Raw genomic sequence first — 15,069 nt, forward strand, 5'->3', positions numbered from 1 at the left:
TTTGAGGCGCATGGCCTGGGTATGAGCTGTGTTTCGGCATGCAAGTGGTGCCCACCTGACTCGGTGATCGGCGCCTAATCGGAGACCACCCTCGGGTCATCTGGCCTGCTGCCGCTTTGATGGACACCGAGATAGGCTCATTCATGCTACACCGGCTTCGCGTTCGAAGTCGATGGGGCTCTTGTAGCCGATCGTCGAGTGGCGCCGTGTCGGGTTGTAGAAGCGCTCGATATAGTCGAACACATCGGCCCTGGCTTCATCCCTTGATCGATAGACCTTCTTGCCTACCCGCTCGGTCTTGAGCGAGGAGAAGAAGCTTTCCATGGCAGAATTGTCCCAGCAGTTACCCGAGCGGCTCATCGAGCAGGTGACGCCGCTATCGGTCATCAGGCGTTGGGACTGTTCGCTGGTATACTGGAGAAACCCACTGTTAGTCTGACCCATAGCCCGCTTTTTCGAAGTAGTTGGAGCATTCGGCGGGAAGGTAGAGGTCGCAGATGTCTCCGATGGCCTCGGTGAGGGCATCGAAGGTGCGGGCGGCGACCTTTCTGAGGTGGGCCTTGAGTTTCGAGAAGGCCATCTCGATCGGGTTCAGGTCGTGCGAGTATTGCGGCAGGAACAGCATCCTCGCGCCGCACGCCCGGATGGCGGCTTCGGCCTTGGCGCTCTTGTGGAACGAGAGGTTGTCGAGGATCACCACGTCGCCTGGCGCAAGTGTTGGAGCGAGCTGGGTCTCGACGTAGATGTCGAACGCCTCGCGATCCATCGCGCCGGGGATCACCCACGGGGCGGTGAGGCCATCGTAGCGAAGCCCGGCGATGAACGTCTGGGCGCCCCATTTGCCGAACGGAGCGCTGGCTTTCAGCCGCTTGCCCTTCTTCGCCCGACCGCGCAGCCGCGTCATCTTGGTGTTCACGGAAGTTCCGTCGATGAACACCAGCAGGTGCGGCTCCTGACGCATCGCGGGCTGGCGCTCGTTGATCCATACCCGGCGGCGTTCAGCCACATCGGCGCGTGCGCATTCCGACGCCATCAGCTGTTTTTTTATATGCGTAGCCGGCCCGGTTGAGCAGCCGCGACAGCGTCCATTCGGCTCCGCTCACCCCGCGTGTCGCCAGCAGGCGCGAGGCAAGCTCCTTCATCGTCATGTCCGGCTGCGCCTCGATCGCCGCGATCAGGAAGTCAGTGCGGTCCGCCAGCGGCCCCTTGCCCAGCGGGCGGCCTTGCTTGCCCGGCGCCGGACTGCCCTTGCTCGCCGCCAGCGCCTTCCAGCGGATCGCCGAACTCACGCTCACCGAATAGCGCTTGGCCGCCGCATGCCGCGATGCTCCCTCGGCAACCGCCGCAACCACGCGCTCCCGCAAATCCAACGATCGAACAATACCCATGATCCACCTCCAATGAGGGGGGTCACAAACAATCAATTTAGGGAATCCGCCGGTTCAGCAAACCTGTGGAACGCTCTGGCTGCCCTGATCGGAGTGGTGAAGCAGAGCATCTGGCTTGCCGCGTCGCCAGATCGCCATGATGAGAGCGTCGGTGACGAGCTGAGCCGTCATCTCCGCCTGCATCGACCAGCCAACGACACGCCGCGAGAAAAGGTCGATCACGGCAGCAACGTATAGCCAGCCCTCGGCGGTCCAGATGTAGGTGAAGTCGGCCACCCACTTGCGGTTCGGCGCATCGGCCATGAACTGGCGGTCAAGCACGCTGCCGGCGATCACCGAGCGTTCGCCTTTATCCTTTGGCAGTCCACGCCGACGCGGCCGCGCCCGCAGGCCCTGGATGCGCATCAGCCGCTCGATCTTGTGCAGACCGCATGAGATACCTTCGGCCAACATGTCGTGCCAGACGCGGCGTGCTCCGTAGGTCCGGTAGCTCGCGATGTGGCTCGCCTTGACCCTGGCGCCGATCTCCTCGTCGCTTCGGGCGCGGGCGGACGGCGCGCGGATCAGCCTGATAGCCGCTGCGCGAGACCCCGAGCGCCTCGCAGATCCACGATACCGGCCATGTCTCCCGGTGCTTTGCGATGAAGGCGAACCTCACAGGCTGTCCTTCGCAAAATAGGCCGCGGCTTTTTTAGAATGTCGCGCTCCGCCCTGAGCTTCGCCACTTCCTTGCGTAGGCGCACGATCTCCAACTGCTCCGGCTTCATCTGCCCGTGGCCGGGAAAGGCGCTCTGCGGGTTGTCAGCAAAATCGCGGACCCAGTTACGCAGCACCGTCTGATGCACATCCAGATCGCGCGATGCCTGCGCAACGCTGACACCGCGCTCCTTGATCAGCCTCACTGCCTCAAGCTTGAACTCACGCGCAAACTTCCTTCGTTCCATGCTGATCCTCCAGTCCGATAAAACACCGTATCTCGGTGTCCATCAAGCCGGCAGCAGGCCGGGTTGGCCTTGTCGCTCTTGGCGAAGCCAAAGGCGAATATGGCCCGTTCCTCGTGGCGGAAGAAGACCAGTGTGCGGTATCCGCCGGACTTGCCTCCACCCTCACGCGCAACGCGCTGCTTTATCAGGCCGCTGCCAAGATAGGCGTCAACCAGGCCGCGATTGGCCTGATCGATGGCGGCAACAAGCGTTGCGTCATTGATCCCTTCACGGATCGCGAGCTTGGCGAACCAGCGGTTCTTGTAGAGGCGGGTTCGCTGCTTACCGATCCTGGATGGCCCATTTATGCATCAATGAACGGCGATGCGCGGTCACGATCGGCCTGTCAGCATCGCTCGCTCAATCGCGGCTCCGATCGTCTCCGCCGCCTCCAACAGGTGCGCGTCCTCGAAATGGGCGTACCGCGAAGTGGATTTGACCGTCGCATGCCCGAGCAGCCGACCGATCATGGGCACGCTCTCCCGGCCCATCACGGCGTGGCTGGCGTATGTGTGCCGCGAACCGTGCAGCCTAACATCTTTCACGCGAGCCACGTCTCTGAATTTCGCCCAAGGACTGTGGATCGTCTGGATCGGTCGTTGATAGCGCCAGTTCCAGAAGATCGACGAATTCTTGCCGCAGCGTGGGAGGGCTACGATCAAGTCGCGGTCCTCGTCACCCAACCATACGGTTCGTGGGACGGTTTGTGGGCCGGTCTTGCTGTCCCTGAGGTGAAGGCGGAGGCCTTTGATGTCGGACCAGTCAAGGGACAGAATTTCACCGACCCGGCATCCGGTCAGGACGAGTTGCAAGATCGCCGAGGCATAGGCTTGCTCTGTTCGGTTTCCCCTGCGCGTGCCTTGGCGAGGACAGTGCCAAGGCGGGCCGGCTCGTCGTCGGACAGGAAGCGATTGCGATGGTTGTTCCGGTTCTGCCGGATTCCATAGCAAGGGTTCGTGTTCTCGACGCGATAGCCCCATTCCTCGGCATTGTTCAGCGCCGAACGTAGAATTTCTAAGCAGCGGTTTGCCGCGCCGGGACCGGACTTGTCCGTCATGGCTACGAACCACTTGGTCACCTCGCCCTCGGTCAAGCTGTCCACGAACGCTTCCGGGAAGGCGCCGTCGATGTGGCTCCGGCGATAGCCGGTCGCTGTTTCTTGCGTGGACGGCTTCCAAGCCGAGGAACACTTCTCCCAGTACTCCCGCAGGAAGTCGTCCATGCGCGGCGCATTGCGCACGCGCTGGCGCGATGTCGCCGCATCGTGGCCGACACGGGCATGGGCAAGAACCTGACGCGCCACCTTCACCGCTTGATGCCGGCTGAGAACTGACGCTGGACCTATCGTGATTGTCCGAACCCGTCCGCCCATCCGCGTCTGAACAACGTAGACATGCCGACCACTGGGGTAGTGGCGGATGCCGAACCCGTTCTCCACGGCAATCCAAGTCGTCGTTCGCGCCTTGCCCTTCGGTCTCTGCGACAGTTTCGGATTTGCCAATCAAGTCGACCCGTATCTTTCCAAAGCACGGCAGCAGGTCGCGGTTGATTGCGTCGAGGTTGCGCTTCTGGGTCGAGGCCTTCCAGTGCCGGGCATAGTCGGTCCAGAATTCATCGGCGTAATCCGAGAACAGAGGAGCGACCTTCACCGATACGCGGCGCGGCAGACCATCGAGCGCGACTTCGGCAAGACGCTTGCGCGCTTCGCCCCGAGCGGTCAGGGCATCGACCTCGTCGACCTTGCCCAGCGAGACACGGCAATGCCTGCCGCGTCGGCGGACGCGCACGAACCAGTAGCGATTGCCCGATGACCGGACCCGCATTCCAAAGCCTGCAAGCTCCGTATCCCAGATGACATAATCACTGGGTGCGGGCGCCATCTTCCGGCGAGCCAGATTGCCGTCAAGGAATGCCGCTTGGGGACCATATAGCCATCGGAACGACCGGACCTGCTCGGCAAAGTCGCGGAATTATTGCCAATTCTGGGGACCAGACAGCCATCAGCAGCAGTCAATCTGTCGAGGGCTTCCAAAGTTGCCTTTATTGATTTCGCTGCACTTTTTCCCATTTCTGCGGCTTAAGCCGCGTAGGTAGTGTTGAGCGGCACGAAGACCAGCCCCAGCCGCAGCGCGCCCAGATAGAGAAGAACCGCCTCTGGCGACTTTTCCACCTGGACGACGATCCTGTCACCCGCCTTGCCCTCGAGCACCGCCAGCCGCCCCGCCATCGCGGCCGTGCGCCGGTCCAGCTCGGCGAAGGACAACCTGCCTTCGTCTCCCTCGATCAGGAACGGCTTGTTGCCGGCCGCGGCAGCGGCGGCAAGGACGTGGGCAACAAGGTTGGCGTGGTGGTCATGCTCTTGGCGGTCGCGCAGCTGCGGCGGCAAATCAAGCCCTACTGCGCGCATTCGGCGGTGGATTCCATCCGGCCGGAACGACCTGCCTTCAGGCGAGCGGTTCGACCGCCTGGCAAAGCGTTTCGCGCACCTCGCTCTTGCGCATCTTGCCAGTCACCGTGCGCGGCAGCGGGGTGGTGGTGAAATGGAAATGCTTGGGCACCTGGAAATGGCTGAGCCGTTCCTTGCAGAAGGTGCGCAGGGCCTCGCCTGCGACTTCCATACCTTCCCGTGTGCGGATCACCGCGACAACCGCCTCGCCCCAGACCGGGTCCGGCAATCCGACGACGCAGGTTTCGGCAACCGCCGCATGTTCGGCCAGCACCGCTTCGACGACGACCGGATAGACGTTCATGCCGCCGGTGATGATCATGAAATTGCGCCGGTCGAGCAGGTGAAGATAGCCTTCCTCGTCGATCCGGCCGATGTCGTTCGTCCTTATCCAGTCGCCGTTCATCGCCGCGGCGGTTTCGTCGGGCAGGTTGAGGTAGCGCAACATGTTGGCCTCGCTGCTCAGCCACACCTCGCCCGCTTCCCCCTCGGGAACTTCCTGCCCGTCGCTGTCCAGGATGCGAATGTCGAACAGCGGAGAAATCTGGCCCACCGAACCGAGCAGATCGGGCCTGTCCTCAAGGCCGCGGCGGATTTCATCGGGCATCAAGAAGGATATTCCGCCCCATGTCGTCTCGGTCATCGCGTAGCAATTCATCAGCCCGCACCCGAAGGTCTCCTGCGCATCGCGGATCAGGGCCGGGGTGGACGGCGAAGATCCGAAGGCGATGAGGCGCAGCGCGGAAAGGTCATTGGCCTTGGCGCGCTGTTCCTCGATGGCCCAGGTCAGCATGGTCGGCGCGAGCAGCGCGATCGTGCAGCGATGACGCTCGAGCGTCGGCAGCAGCTTGGGCAGTTCGAACGTGCCGGCTTCGGGAAGCACAGTCGTCATCCCGTTGGCCAGGCCAAGCATGCCGAGCACGACCGCGACCCAGGCGTTCGCGGTGGCGTGATAGAACACGTCTTCCCGGTTGAAACCCAGTTGGGTCACCGCCTGGATGATCGAGGCGGCAAGGCCCTGCTGCGAAAGGACCACGCCCTTGGGCAGGCCGGTGGTGCCCGAAGTGTAGGAGTAGAAGGCCGGATCCTGTCCTTCGAGCGTGGGGAGCGCCGGCTTGTCCGAGCCCCTGGCGATCAGGTCCTCGAGATCGTGGGCAAGGCCGTGTTCGCTCCCGAAACCGATCACCTGCACCCCGCCAAGCCCCCCCGCCTCGCGCAGCTTTTCAAGCAGCGGCAAGCAATCGGCATGGACGACAAGCGTCGTCAACTGCGAATCCCTGATAACATGGATCAGTTCGCGGACCGTCAGCCGCCGGTTCACGCCAACGCGGATGGCGCCAAGCTTGAGGCAGGCGAAAAAGTGTTCGTAGGCCTCGACGAACTCGCCCCCCAGGAAGCCGGCGGCCGCCCCCTTGGTCACGCCCAGATCCAGCAAGGCCGATGCGATCCGGCTGGAGCGGACCTCCATTTCGCGCCAGGTCCGCGTTAGGTCTCCCGCGACATAGGCGGCGCGGCGCGGATAATGTCGGCCGCAGCGCGCGATCAAATCCCGGGTCAGCATTTCGACACCCCACTCACTCGATTTTTGTTATCAGGCAGGCTTGAAGCAGAGCGCGCCGTCCTCGACAAGCGCGTTCACTGGCTGGCCGCCCCGCACATCGTCCCAGGTTCCGGCATAGCGCGCCAGCAGATGGGGCCCTTCGGCCAGCCTGACCGAAGCGACGAGGTAAGGCGCCTGGAGGCTGTCGACGTAGGAGACGCTCATTTCCACGGCGCTGCGCAGCACCCCGCGGCCCTCCGCCTGGCGCCAGCCGAGCGCGGCCGAACCGCATTCGCCGCAGACGCGCTGGGCATAGTCAAGAACCGCTCCGCATTGCCTGCAGACCGGCACAAGAAGTTCACCCCTGGCAAGGCCGCTGCGAAAGCCGTCCTCGTCGTGGTCGTGGCCAACGGAATCGCCCATCACAGCCTCCCATGCGGGCTGAGGACGAGCGCGGCATGATGCTCCTGGCGTCCTCCCAGCCCTGTTGCCAGAACAAGGTCATTGGCCACCTGGCGCTGCCCCCCCTCGCCGCGGACCTGGATCACCGCCTCGGACAGCGATGTGGCGCCTTGCATGTAATATCCCGAAAGCATCCCGCCCCCCGTATTGGTGGGCAGCGATCCGCCGGGCCTGGTGTTTCCATCGGCGACGAAGGCCGCCCCCTCGCCGCGCTTGCAGAAGCCGTAATTCTCCACGGCCACCAGCCCTGCGCAGCTGAACGGTGCATAGAACTGCGCACTTGAAATGTCGGCCGGGCCGATGCCGGCCATGGCATAGGCGGTCCTGCCGGCCTGCTCGGCGCCGTTGTCGAATTCGGGCTCCAGCGCGCCGAACCCCCGGCAGCCGGAATGCCCCTGGCCCATGCCGTGGATATAGGCGGGGGCGGGGGCGGCGGCCGCCTCATCGGCCCGGGAAACGATGAAGGCGATCGCTCCATTGACCGGATAGGCGCAATCGAGCAGCCGGACCGGCCGCGAGATCCAGCGCGAGGCAAGATAGTCCTGCATGGTCAGCGGCGTGCGCAGGAAGGCCCGTTCGCTGCGCATCGCCCACTCGCGCTCGGCGATCGCCCAGGCACCGAAGTGTTCCTCGTTTGCCCCGTAAAGGTTCATGTAGCGCGATGCGACCAGGGCAAAGGCCGCGCTCGCGCCGAACAGTCCGATTTCGCGCTCCCAGCCTTCGATCCCTGTCAGCGGCAGGGGAATGGCGAATGTCTGGCCCGAATTGACCGCGGGCCTGATCGGGGCGTCGGCAAAGACGCAGGCGACCCGATTGACCATGCCCGAGTTGACCGCCAGCGCGGCGATCTGGATCATCTGCACAACCGAACTGCCCTCACCCTCGATCGATGCGAGCAGCCCGAGGTCGTGCAGGCCAAGATCGCGCTGCACGGTGAGCGGCAGCGTTTCGTGCGGCTCGATCGGACTTCGGTTGAGCAGAAGACCGTCGATCGATGAGAGCGCCTGGCCCGAATCAAGGCTGGCGGCGCGCGCCGCATCGCAGGCGAGGCGGCGCGCGCTCATTCCGGGTTCGCGCGAAAGCGTGCTGAACCCGAGCCCGGTGATTGCAGCTATCGGTTTGGTCGCCATCGTTCAGATGATGAACGGGAGGCCGGGCAGCGCATCCGATGCGGTAACCAGAAACACGCCCTTGAAATACATCTTCAGCCCATCGGGATGGCGGCGAAGCCGGTATTCCACGCGCGCCGGCCAGGTGACCATTTCGCGGGTGGACTGGATCCGGTATTCATACAGCACCTGGCTGCAACGAACGCCATAGGTATCGTCCCCGGTGCGTTCGATGTGGAAATTGGCCTGGGTGCGGACCATCGGCGATGCCGGAAGCTGCGAGTGCCGCTTGCCGGTGTTGAGCTGGCGAATACGCGTGGCAAGCCGGGTGCGGTTGTCGAAAATGACCGAGATCTTCTCCCCCGGGGGGAAGCGGGCGCCATCGGCGGTCGGCACCCAGTAGACCATGTCGTCGTCCACCAGCGCTTCCCAGTCGCTGTAGCGGGATTCATCCGCGGCGCGCGCCTCGCAGGCCAGAAATTCCTCGATTTCGTAGCGCTCGTCGAGCGAAACGGTTCTCGGTTCAGCGAGAGTCATGTGCTCGTCCTCCTTCACGCGACCTTGACCAGGCGGGCCGGTTCGGCATCGCCAGTCATGATGCGCCGGTAGTGGTGCCAGAAACCGCGATTGGTAACCTCGTCGGTCAGGTGCCCGATCATCACGCCATCTTCTTCATGCTCGCGTTCGATACCCCGGCTGAGGTCGAGCCAGCCGCCCGATTCGCCCAGCGCCTGCTGGGTGCGCTCCGCGATGACAGCATCATCGGCGAGCAGAAAGGCTGCGGGGCCAAGCGCGCCCTCCGACTGACGCTTAAGACGGTCGTTGACCCCTTGCTCGACATCTTCGAGCAGGAGCGGTGTGTGCCAGTGAATGCACTCATCGGCGCTTATCGGCTCGAACATGCCGACATTGCCTTCACCAAGAAACAGGTTCGGGAAAATGCATGCGTGCGGCGGTCCTGCCGTCAGCTTTCGGTTGCCGTCGTCGACGCCATAAGCCTCGCGCATCTTTGCAACGTAGACCGGGAAACGAGATTCGTCGCAGCCGAACCATTCGAGCGGTTTGGTATACGCCTTAGAGAAATCGATCTCGGTATGGCCATTGCCCCAGTAACGCGCCTCGGAAACCAGGTCTTCCTCGTTCTTGAACGCTGCGGCATCGTAGTTCGAACGGATCGCCTGCGCGAACGACGGGTGGACAAAGTTCACGTGATAACCATCGACGTCGTTCTCGGGCAGCATCTTCCAGTTGGACTTAAAGCGGTGCTGCACCCACCCCCCATCAAGCCGAAGCTTGCCGGTGGGGGACATTTCACAGGCCCGGTCGATAAGGTCGGTGGCCTTGCCCAGATGCTGGTCGAGCGGGATCACTTGTTCATTGAAGCTGGCGAAATAAAAGCCGCGATAGGAATCGACGCGCGGCAAAGCATTCAGTCCCAGCTTCTGCTTGTCGCAAGTCATGCCTGCCGGATACGGGACATCGATCAGATTGCCTTCAAGGTCGTAGGCCCAGCCGTGATACTTGCAGACGATTGCCCGCGCTGAACCGCTGTTATCGGAACACAGCAGATTGCCGCGGTGGGCGCATCGATTGAGGAAGACGTTGATCTTGTCGTCCTGCGCGCGGACCACGATCACCTGATCGCCGGCGATCTGTCGGCGCACGAAATCGCCCCGCTTGGGAATTTCCGATTCGTGGCCGACGTAAACCCAGCCCTGCCGAAAGATTCGCTCCATCTCGTCCTTAAAAATGGCTTCGCTGGTATAGAGCGAACCGTGAATGCGATCCTCGCGAATCAGTTCGCGGTAATCCGCGCCCGAACCCGCCGAGCGAGCGACATGAGCCTTGCTTACGGCCATAACCGTTTCCCTTCACTACAAATACACTTCGCAGTTAACGTTAATCAAGCGCTCAGTCAATAGTTCGTCGATGCCCCGGGCCGGTCGTCGTTTCCGCATGCATGAGATCGCTGAATGCGTCGACCGGCAGATTGAGGACTGTTGCGCAGATTTTTTCCGCAAGCGTGGCCTGCGAGGCCTTGTCCTTCAGGCTGGTCCAAGTCGGCGTCCAATTCAGACCGGGCAAAAGCAGATGTCTGGCTGTCTCAATATCGGAATGAAGGTGGCCTTCGGCCGCCAAGGAATGCAGCAAGGCGTTCATCAGTTCGCGATATTGTTCGGAAAGCGGCCGCAGCCGCAGACGAGCTTCCGGCTGAAGGCGATCCCACTCCCTCGTCCAGACCCGATGGAAGTGCCGAAGTTCCCCTTGAACGACACCGATATGCGCGGCGACGAGGGCGTGAAACCGGTTGAGTGTCCCGCCCGGCGCCAGATCGAGCGCCTGGTTCATGAAAGCCAGGCCATCGATGATGCCCTTGCGAATCACCGCTTCAAGCAGGTCGTCCTTGGTCTTGAAATGATAGAACATCGAACCCGACGTCAGGTTTACGGCCTGGGCTATGTCGCGCACCGAAGTGCGGTCGTAACCCTGAAGCGAAATGAGCCGCGAGGCGGCATCGATCAATTCGTCCACGCGCGATGCCTCCTTTCCGGCGAGGCGTTGTGGGGTAACGTTCATGATCGATTTCGTCCTCGTTTTGCATGCGCTTGCCGAAAACACCGAGCCTTGCCCCGCCCGCATTCGGCAGCGTGCGCCGGGCCGCAACCGTGCAAGCACCCGTCCGGCAATTTATGCCCGCCCTCCCCCGGCTTTGCCAAGCGATTTGACTGCGCCGCATGGCCCCTTGCCCAAGGGGCCGCTCTGCCGCCTGCCGCAACCCAGGCATGCAGCGACGAAAAATTTGATTGAGCACTTGATCAGGCATCCGCATGCAGTTATCTACGATGACAAATCAAAGTAACAAGGGGGGGTGTGCTCATGCGAAATTCCAATCGATTCCTGTTGAATCTGGGCTTCGGCCTGGCCATGGCGCTGGTTGCCAACGACGCGACCGCGCAGACTGCCGATAACGCCGCGCAAGCGGGCGGCGATGCCCAGGGACAACAGAACTCGGGAATTGCCGAGATTGTCGTCACCGCGCAGAAGCGCTCGGAAAACGTGCAGGACGTGCCTCTTGCCATCAGCGCGTTCAGTGGCAGCACGCTGGAAAAGAGCAACATATCGTCGCTTGAGGACATCCAGGGCCGTTCGCCCGGCCTTGTCCTGAACTCGTTCACGCCGGGTCAGCCCGAAGTGGCGATCCGCGGTGTCGGCACCAAGGAAGATGGCGCCGGTGCATCCGATTCCACCCTGGTAATGGTGGACGGCGTCTATTTCGCCACGCGCACCGCGACCAACATCGACATCTTCGATTTGGAGCGACTCGAAATTCTCCGCGGACCGCAAGGCACGCTGTTTGGCAAGAATGCAATTGCTGGCGTCATAAATTACGTGACGCGCAAACCCGTTCTAGGGGAGTTCGAACTCAAGGTCCGTCAAACGGTGGGCAACTTCGGTACTTTCGACACGGGCGCTGGGGTTAATGTTCCGATCGGTGACACACTCGCGGCGCGCCTATCGTTCAGTCGCCGCGATACCGACGGGTACCTGACCCGTGTCGACGTAGGCACTAAAGCCATTCCCGCTGGCAGTGAAGACGACGACGATATTGGCTTTGCCAAACGCTTTGCTTGGCGTGCTGCATTGAAATGGGAGCCGTCGGAGCGGACAAGCCTGCTCGTCTCGCTTGACGGTGCGGACGACAACTTCGGTACCGATAACCGCGAGCCAGTAGGCTCGGCTGGCCCGCTGCACAACTGCGGATGCGCTTCGGACCCGATGGCCGTAAACGCAGCCTTCGGAGGGAACCTCGGCAAAGGCGGCGGCGTCTACTCATACGCCGGCGAGGCGCTGGGCTTTTCGAAGCGCGACGTGTTCGGCGTCATGAGCGAGCTGAACCACGAGATGGACTTTGCGACGCTGACCGTCATGGGGGCCTACCGCGACTCCACCTACAAGAACGTTCTCGACAGTTCAGGTCTTCCGCCCAGCCCGATCGTCGATCTGACCGGCGCTCACGGAAACCCCAACATCGGGTTGACTGCCCCCGCCACGGTCGGCTTCACCTTCGACACGGTCGACATCGTCGACGAAACGGGGGAGCAGTTCACCGGCGAAATCCGGCTGACCTCGCCGTCCAACGGGCGCTTCAAATGGGTCGTGGGGCTCTATGGCTCGCACGAAAAGATCAACCGGACCGAAGCTGTCGGCTTCCCGTCGCTGTCCGATGCCTCGCTCGTCCCCAGCCTCGCGGCTGCCAACATGGATTTCACCGGTGAGGGCCTTGCCGGCTACGCCCAGGCAAGCTTCGACTTGGCGGAAGGTTTCTCGATAACGGGCGGCGCTCGGTATTCCCACGAAAAGAAGGAAATCATCGCCTCCAACGTGGTCAGCGGCTCACCCAATCTGCTGCTGCTGCTGCGGCCGTTCGGCGCTTCCAGGGGCGAAGACAGCTGGAACAACTTTTCCTGGCGGCTGAGCGCCGAATATCGGCCGAGTTCAGCAGCGATGTTCTTTGCGACCGTGTCCACCGGCTTCAAGAGCGGCGGTTTCACCGGAACCGCGACCACACGTGAAAAGGCGACCACCGCCTTCGATCCCGAAGAAGCCACCAACTACGAAATCGGCGCGAAGCTCGATCTATTCGACCGCCGCGTCCGCCTCAACGCTTCGGCCTTCTACCTGGATTACAAGAACCTCCAGGTAACCCGCTTCTTCCAGCCGGCAACATCGAACTTCGGCGAATTCATAACCGAAAATGCGGCCAACGCCGAAATCAAGGGTTTCGAGGCAGAACTGACCGCGCGACCGCTGGAATGGTTCGAATTCGGCGGAAGCTATTCTTATCTGGACGCCAATTACAAGGACTTCTTCGGAACCCCCGACATCTCCGGGACAGGCAATTTTTCGGGCAACCGGATGCGCCAGGCGCCGAAGGACACGTGGAGCGCCTATGTCCAGGTCAGCCACGAACTCGCATCTGGCGCAAGGCTGACCGCCAACGTCAACGGACGCCATCAGGGCAAGGTCTTCACCAATGCCGACAACAACCCGCTGGACGTCATTGCGAGCTACACCTTGGGCGATGCCTGGGTTTCGTGGACAAGCAGCGACCGCAAGTGGGACATCCAGGCCTGGGTGAAGAATTTCACCGATGAGGTCTGGGGTACGCACGTCTACACCCAGCGCGGCAACCGGATCGCCTTCGGCACCTTCGGTCCTCCGCGCCAGTATGGGGTGACCTTGACCTACAACTATTGATTGCCCACTTGCGCATCGTCAGACGCCGCGTTCGGCAATGCCTGACTTGCCTCTATTCAAAGACCCTCGGCCGCTCGGCGACCGGGGGTCTTTCCTTGTCCGTTCCTTTCGGTGCAGCCGGCCGGAAAGGATCAGACTTTCCAATGGAAACACCGGGGCCATGGCGGCTGTGCGGTTGACCGGCGGACGCGGGGAGGCAGGAAACAAGCTGGATAAATCGGCCAAGGTGATCAAGGAAACCGCCTTATCCGGTCTTACCGATCCATCTTTTGCGCTCACAAGGTCGTCGCCAGATCACAGGAGATTGACGTGCAAGGCCGTTCCATTCCCGACGTTACCCTGTGTCCACCGTCAGCAGCTATGGCACAGATTTGAGGTTGTGATGTAAGGAGGATTGGGGCTTCGTCGCAGTGACGAAGGAACGAAGATGAAACCCCAATCCTCCTTGAAAAAATCGTCGGCCAAGGCCTGAGGTGTTGGGTTGGACGGCTCCCAGCGGCATCGCAATGTGCCAAGGTGATTTCGTTGTAGGACTCACATGAAGGAGCCGCCCGTGGAACAGATTATTCGCATAGGGATGGATACGTCAAAGAACGTTTTTCAACTGCACGGTGTCAATTCGGCAGAACAGCCGGTCTTGCGCAAGAAGCTGACGCGCCGGGAGATGGTCCGGTTTTTCGAGAAGTTGCCACCGACTGTCGTCGCCATCGAGGCCTGCGGCAGCGCGCACCACTGGGCGCGTCTTCTCGGTTCGTATGGTCACGAAGTGAGGTTGATCGCACCGCAACTAGCAAAACCTTACGTCAAGCGCGGCAAGAATGATGCGGCCGATGCAGAAGCGCTATGCGAGGCGATGAGCCGCCCCACAATGCGGTTTGTGCCGGCTAAGAGCGTAGAGCAGCAGGCCGCCCTCATGCTCATAGCGATGCGTACCAGGCTCATTCAGAAACGCACGCAGCTCGCCAACACCATCCGTGGCTTTGCGGCAGAGTTCGGAGTTACCGCAGCAACGGGCATGTGCCGGATCGAGCCCCTGCTCGAACGCATCGCGGCGGACGAGGCGATCCCGGAACTGGCACGGGAATTATTTGCGCTTCATGGCAGGGAATATTCGCAGCTCCTGATGGAAATCGAGCGGGTCGAAGCCCAGGTCATGGAATGGCACCGCAATGACGAATGTAGCCAACGGCTCGCAAAAATTCCCGGCGTCGGCCCAATCGGCGCCTCATTGCTAATGATGAAAACCCCAGACCCGCAACAGTTTAAATCCGGGCGAGACTTTGCGGCCTGGATCGGTTTGACACCCCGCGATCATTCGACTGCCGGCAAAGTCAGGCTCGGGGTCATTACACGAGCCGGTGATGAGCTCTTGCGCAGTACACTCGTGGTAGGAGCCACCGCCGTTGTTCAGCACGTCCGCCGTACTGGAGGCAAGAATGCCTCTGTCTGGCTCTTGGGATTGCTCGAACGCAAGAAGCCCAAACTCGTTGCGGTGGCGCTCGCCAACAAGATCGCGAGAATCGCCTGGAAACTGATGGTGAGCGGTGAGCAATATCGAAGAGCAGAACTATCGCCGCCGGCAGTGGCAGCGTGAGAGATTGGCTAGGCACGATGAGCAGCCGTTTGCTATCGTACTGAGCTGATGCCAAATCTTGCAGGAATTGAGCAGATGGTGCGATCGATCGATCCAAGGCGTGTGGCATTCCATCGGCACCAATGGCCGTTCGAGGCCGCTGAGGTGTTTGGAACTCATGCTGCGGAAACCATCTTGGCCAGCGACCATGTGCGGTCGCACCCACAGGCCGGACATATGGACGCAAGCGATCCGATCAAATTCTCCGCACAGCCCTTGCAAGAGGGAGCCGTCCACATATGGTGCCGG

Annotated in this window: 15 protein-coding genes and 3 pseudogenes; 4 read left to right on the forward strand and 14 right to left on the reverse strand. The window is 61.7% G+C overall.

Annotation, left to right across the window (positions count from 1 at the left end; all coding sequences use genetic code 11):
- Positions 1-141: 141 nt before the first annotated feature.
- From A9D15_RS03380 to A9D15_RS03450, 14 genes and pseudogenes are all read right to left on the reverse strand, one after another.
- A pseudogene (locus A9D15_RS03380) lies at positions 142-417 on the reverse strand (integrase core domain-containing protein); the annotation flags it as partial.
- A 13-nt stretch (positions 418-430) separates the two neighbouring features.
- Positions 431-1,388 (reverse strand): IS630 family transposase gene (locus tag A9D15_RS16135; RefSeq protein WP_216634371.1). Its coding sequence is split into 2 segments (ribosomal slippage): positions 431-1,036 and positions 1,038-1,388, totalling 957 coding nucleotides; the frame shifts between segments, so codons are not numbered across the junction.
- A 75-nt stretch (positions 1,389-1,463) separates the two neighbouring features.
- Positions 1,464-2,332: pseudogene (locus tag A9D15_RS03395) on the reverse strand (IS3 family transposase); the annotation flags it as partial.
- A complete protein-coding gene (locus A9D15_RS16875; protein ID WP_308419921.1) occupies positions 2,287-2,679 on the reverse strand; it encodes a type II toxin-antitoxin system RelE/ParE family toxin in 393 nt (130 codons plus the stop codon). The gene A9D15_RS16875 and the pseudogene A9D15_RS03395, both read right to left, overlap by 46 nt.
- A gap of 24 nt (positions 2,680-2,703) precedes the next feature.
- Positions 2,704-3,183: a tyrosine-type recombinase/integrase gene (locus A9D15_RS16880; RefSeq protein ID WP_066761755.1), complete on the reverse strand. Its 480-nt coding sequence runs from the start codon at positions 3,181-3,183 to the stop codon at positions 2,704-2,706.
- On the reverse strand, positions 3,168-3,809 hold the full coding sequence (locus tag A9D15_RS16885) for an Arm DNA-binding domain-containing protein (RefSeq protein WP_244881968.1): 642 nt from the start codon (positions 3,807-3,809) through the stop codon (positions 3,168-3,170). Before A9D15_RS16885 ends, A9D15_RS16880 begins: the two co-directional genes overlap by 16 nt.
- Before the next feature lie 121 nt (positions 3,810-3,930).
- Positions 3,931-4,251: pseudogene (locus A9D15_RS17135) on the reverse strand (integrase arm-type DNA-binding domain-containing protein); the annotation flags it as partial.
- Positions 4,252-4,448: 197 nt separating this feature from the next.
- Positions 4,449-4,778 (reverse strand): AMP-binding protein, encoded by a 330-nt coding sequence (locus A9D15_RS03420; protein WP_082924224.1) that lies wholly within the window; start codon positions 4,776-4,778, stop codon positions 4,449-4,451.
- A gap of 37 nt (positions 4,779-4,815) precedes the next feature.
- Entirely contained in the window at positions 4,816-6,378 is a 1,563-nt protein-coding gene (locus A9D15_RS03425) for a class I adenylate-forming enzyme family protein (protein WP_066761766.1), read from the reverse strand.
- Positions 6,379-6,408: 30 nt separating this feature from the next.
- Positions 6,409-6,780 carry a Zn-ribbon domain-containing OB-fold protein gene (locus A9D15_RS03430; protein WP_066761768.1) on the reverse strand — a complete coding sequence of 124 codons (372 nt, stop codon included), beginning with the start codon at positions 6,778-6,780 and terminating at the stop codon, positions 6,409-6,411.
- Positions 6,780-7,883, reverse strand: coding sequence for a thiolase family protein (locus A9D15_RS03435; protein ID WP_172807452.1), 1,104 nt, complete (start codon positions 7,881-7,883; stop codon positions 6,780-6,782). Before A9D15_RS03435 ends, A9D15_RS03430 begins: the two co-directional genes overlap by 1 nt.
- 69 nt (positions 7,884-7,952) lie before the next feature.
- Positions 7,953-8,483 (reverse strand): aromatic-ring-hydroxylating dioxygenase subunit beta, encoded by a 531-nt coding sequence (locus A9D15_RS03440; RefSeq protein ID WP_216634372.1) that lies wholly within the window; start codon positions 8,481-8,483, stop codon positions 7,953-7,955.
- Entirely contained in the window at positions 8,480-9,787 is a 1,308-nt protein-coding gene (locus tag A9D15_RS03445; RefSeq protein WP_066761772.1) for an aromatic ring-hydroxylating oxygenase subunit alpha, read from the reverse strand. The genes A9D15_RS03440 and A9D15_RS03445 overlap by 4 nt, the downstream gene beginning before the upstream one ends.
- A gap of 52 nt (positions 9,788-9,839) precedes the next feature.
- The gene (locus A9D15_RS03450) at positions 9,840-10,460 is read right to left on the reverse strand and encodes a TetR/AcrR family transcriptional regulator (RefSeq protein WP_172807453.1); all 621 of its coding nucleotides are present in this window, start codon (positions 10,458-10,460) and stop codon (positions 9,840-9,842) included.
- A gap of 43 nt (positions 10,461-10,503) precedes the next feature.
- On the opposite strand from A9D15_RS03450, the gene A9D15_RS16710 reads away from it, so the two are divergent.
- The 4 genes from A9D15_RS16710 to A9D15_RS16835 form a co-directional block, all read left to right on the forward strand.
- Positions 10,504-10,788 carry a hypothetical protein gene (locus tag A9D15_RS16710; RefSeq protein WP_066761775.1) on the forward strand — a complete coding sequence of 95 codons (285 nt, stop codon included), beginning with the start codon at positions 10,504-10,506 and terminating at the stop codon, positions 10,786-10,788.
- Between the two features lie 41 nt (positions 10,789-10,829).
- Positions 10,830-13,187 carry a TonB-dependent receptor gene (locus tag A9D15_RS03460; protein WP_066761776.1) on the forward strand — a complete coding sequence of 786 codons (2,358 nt, stop codon included), beginning with the start codon at positions 10,830-10,832 and terminating at the stop codon, positions 13,185-13,187.
- Positions 13,188-13,740: 553 nt separating this feature from the next.
- A complete protein-coding gene (locus tag A9D15_RS03465; RefSeq protein WP_066760674.1) occupies positions 13,741-14,781 on the forward strand; it encodes an IS110 family RNA-guided transposase in 1,041 nt (346 codons plus the stop codon).
- Between the two features lie 48 nt (positions 14,782-14,829).
- The coding region (locus A9D15_RS16835) for a hypothetical protein (RefSeq protein ID WP_216634363.1) at positions 14,830-15,069 on the forward strand (240 nt) is incomplete at its 3' end.

The sequence above is a fragment of the Croceicoccus pelagius genome, assembly GCF_001661915.1.
GTDB classification, from domain to species: domain Bacteria; phylum Pseudomonadota; class Alphaproteobacteria; order Sphingomonadales; family Sphingomonadaceae; genus Croceicoccus; species Croceicoccus pelagius.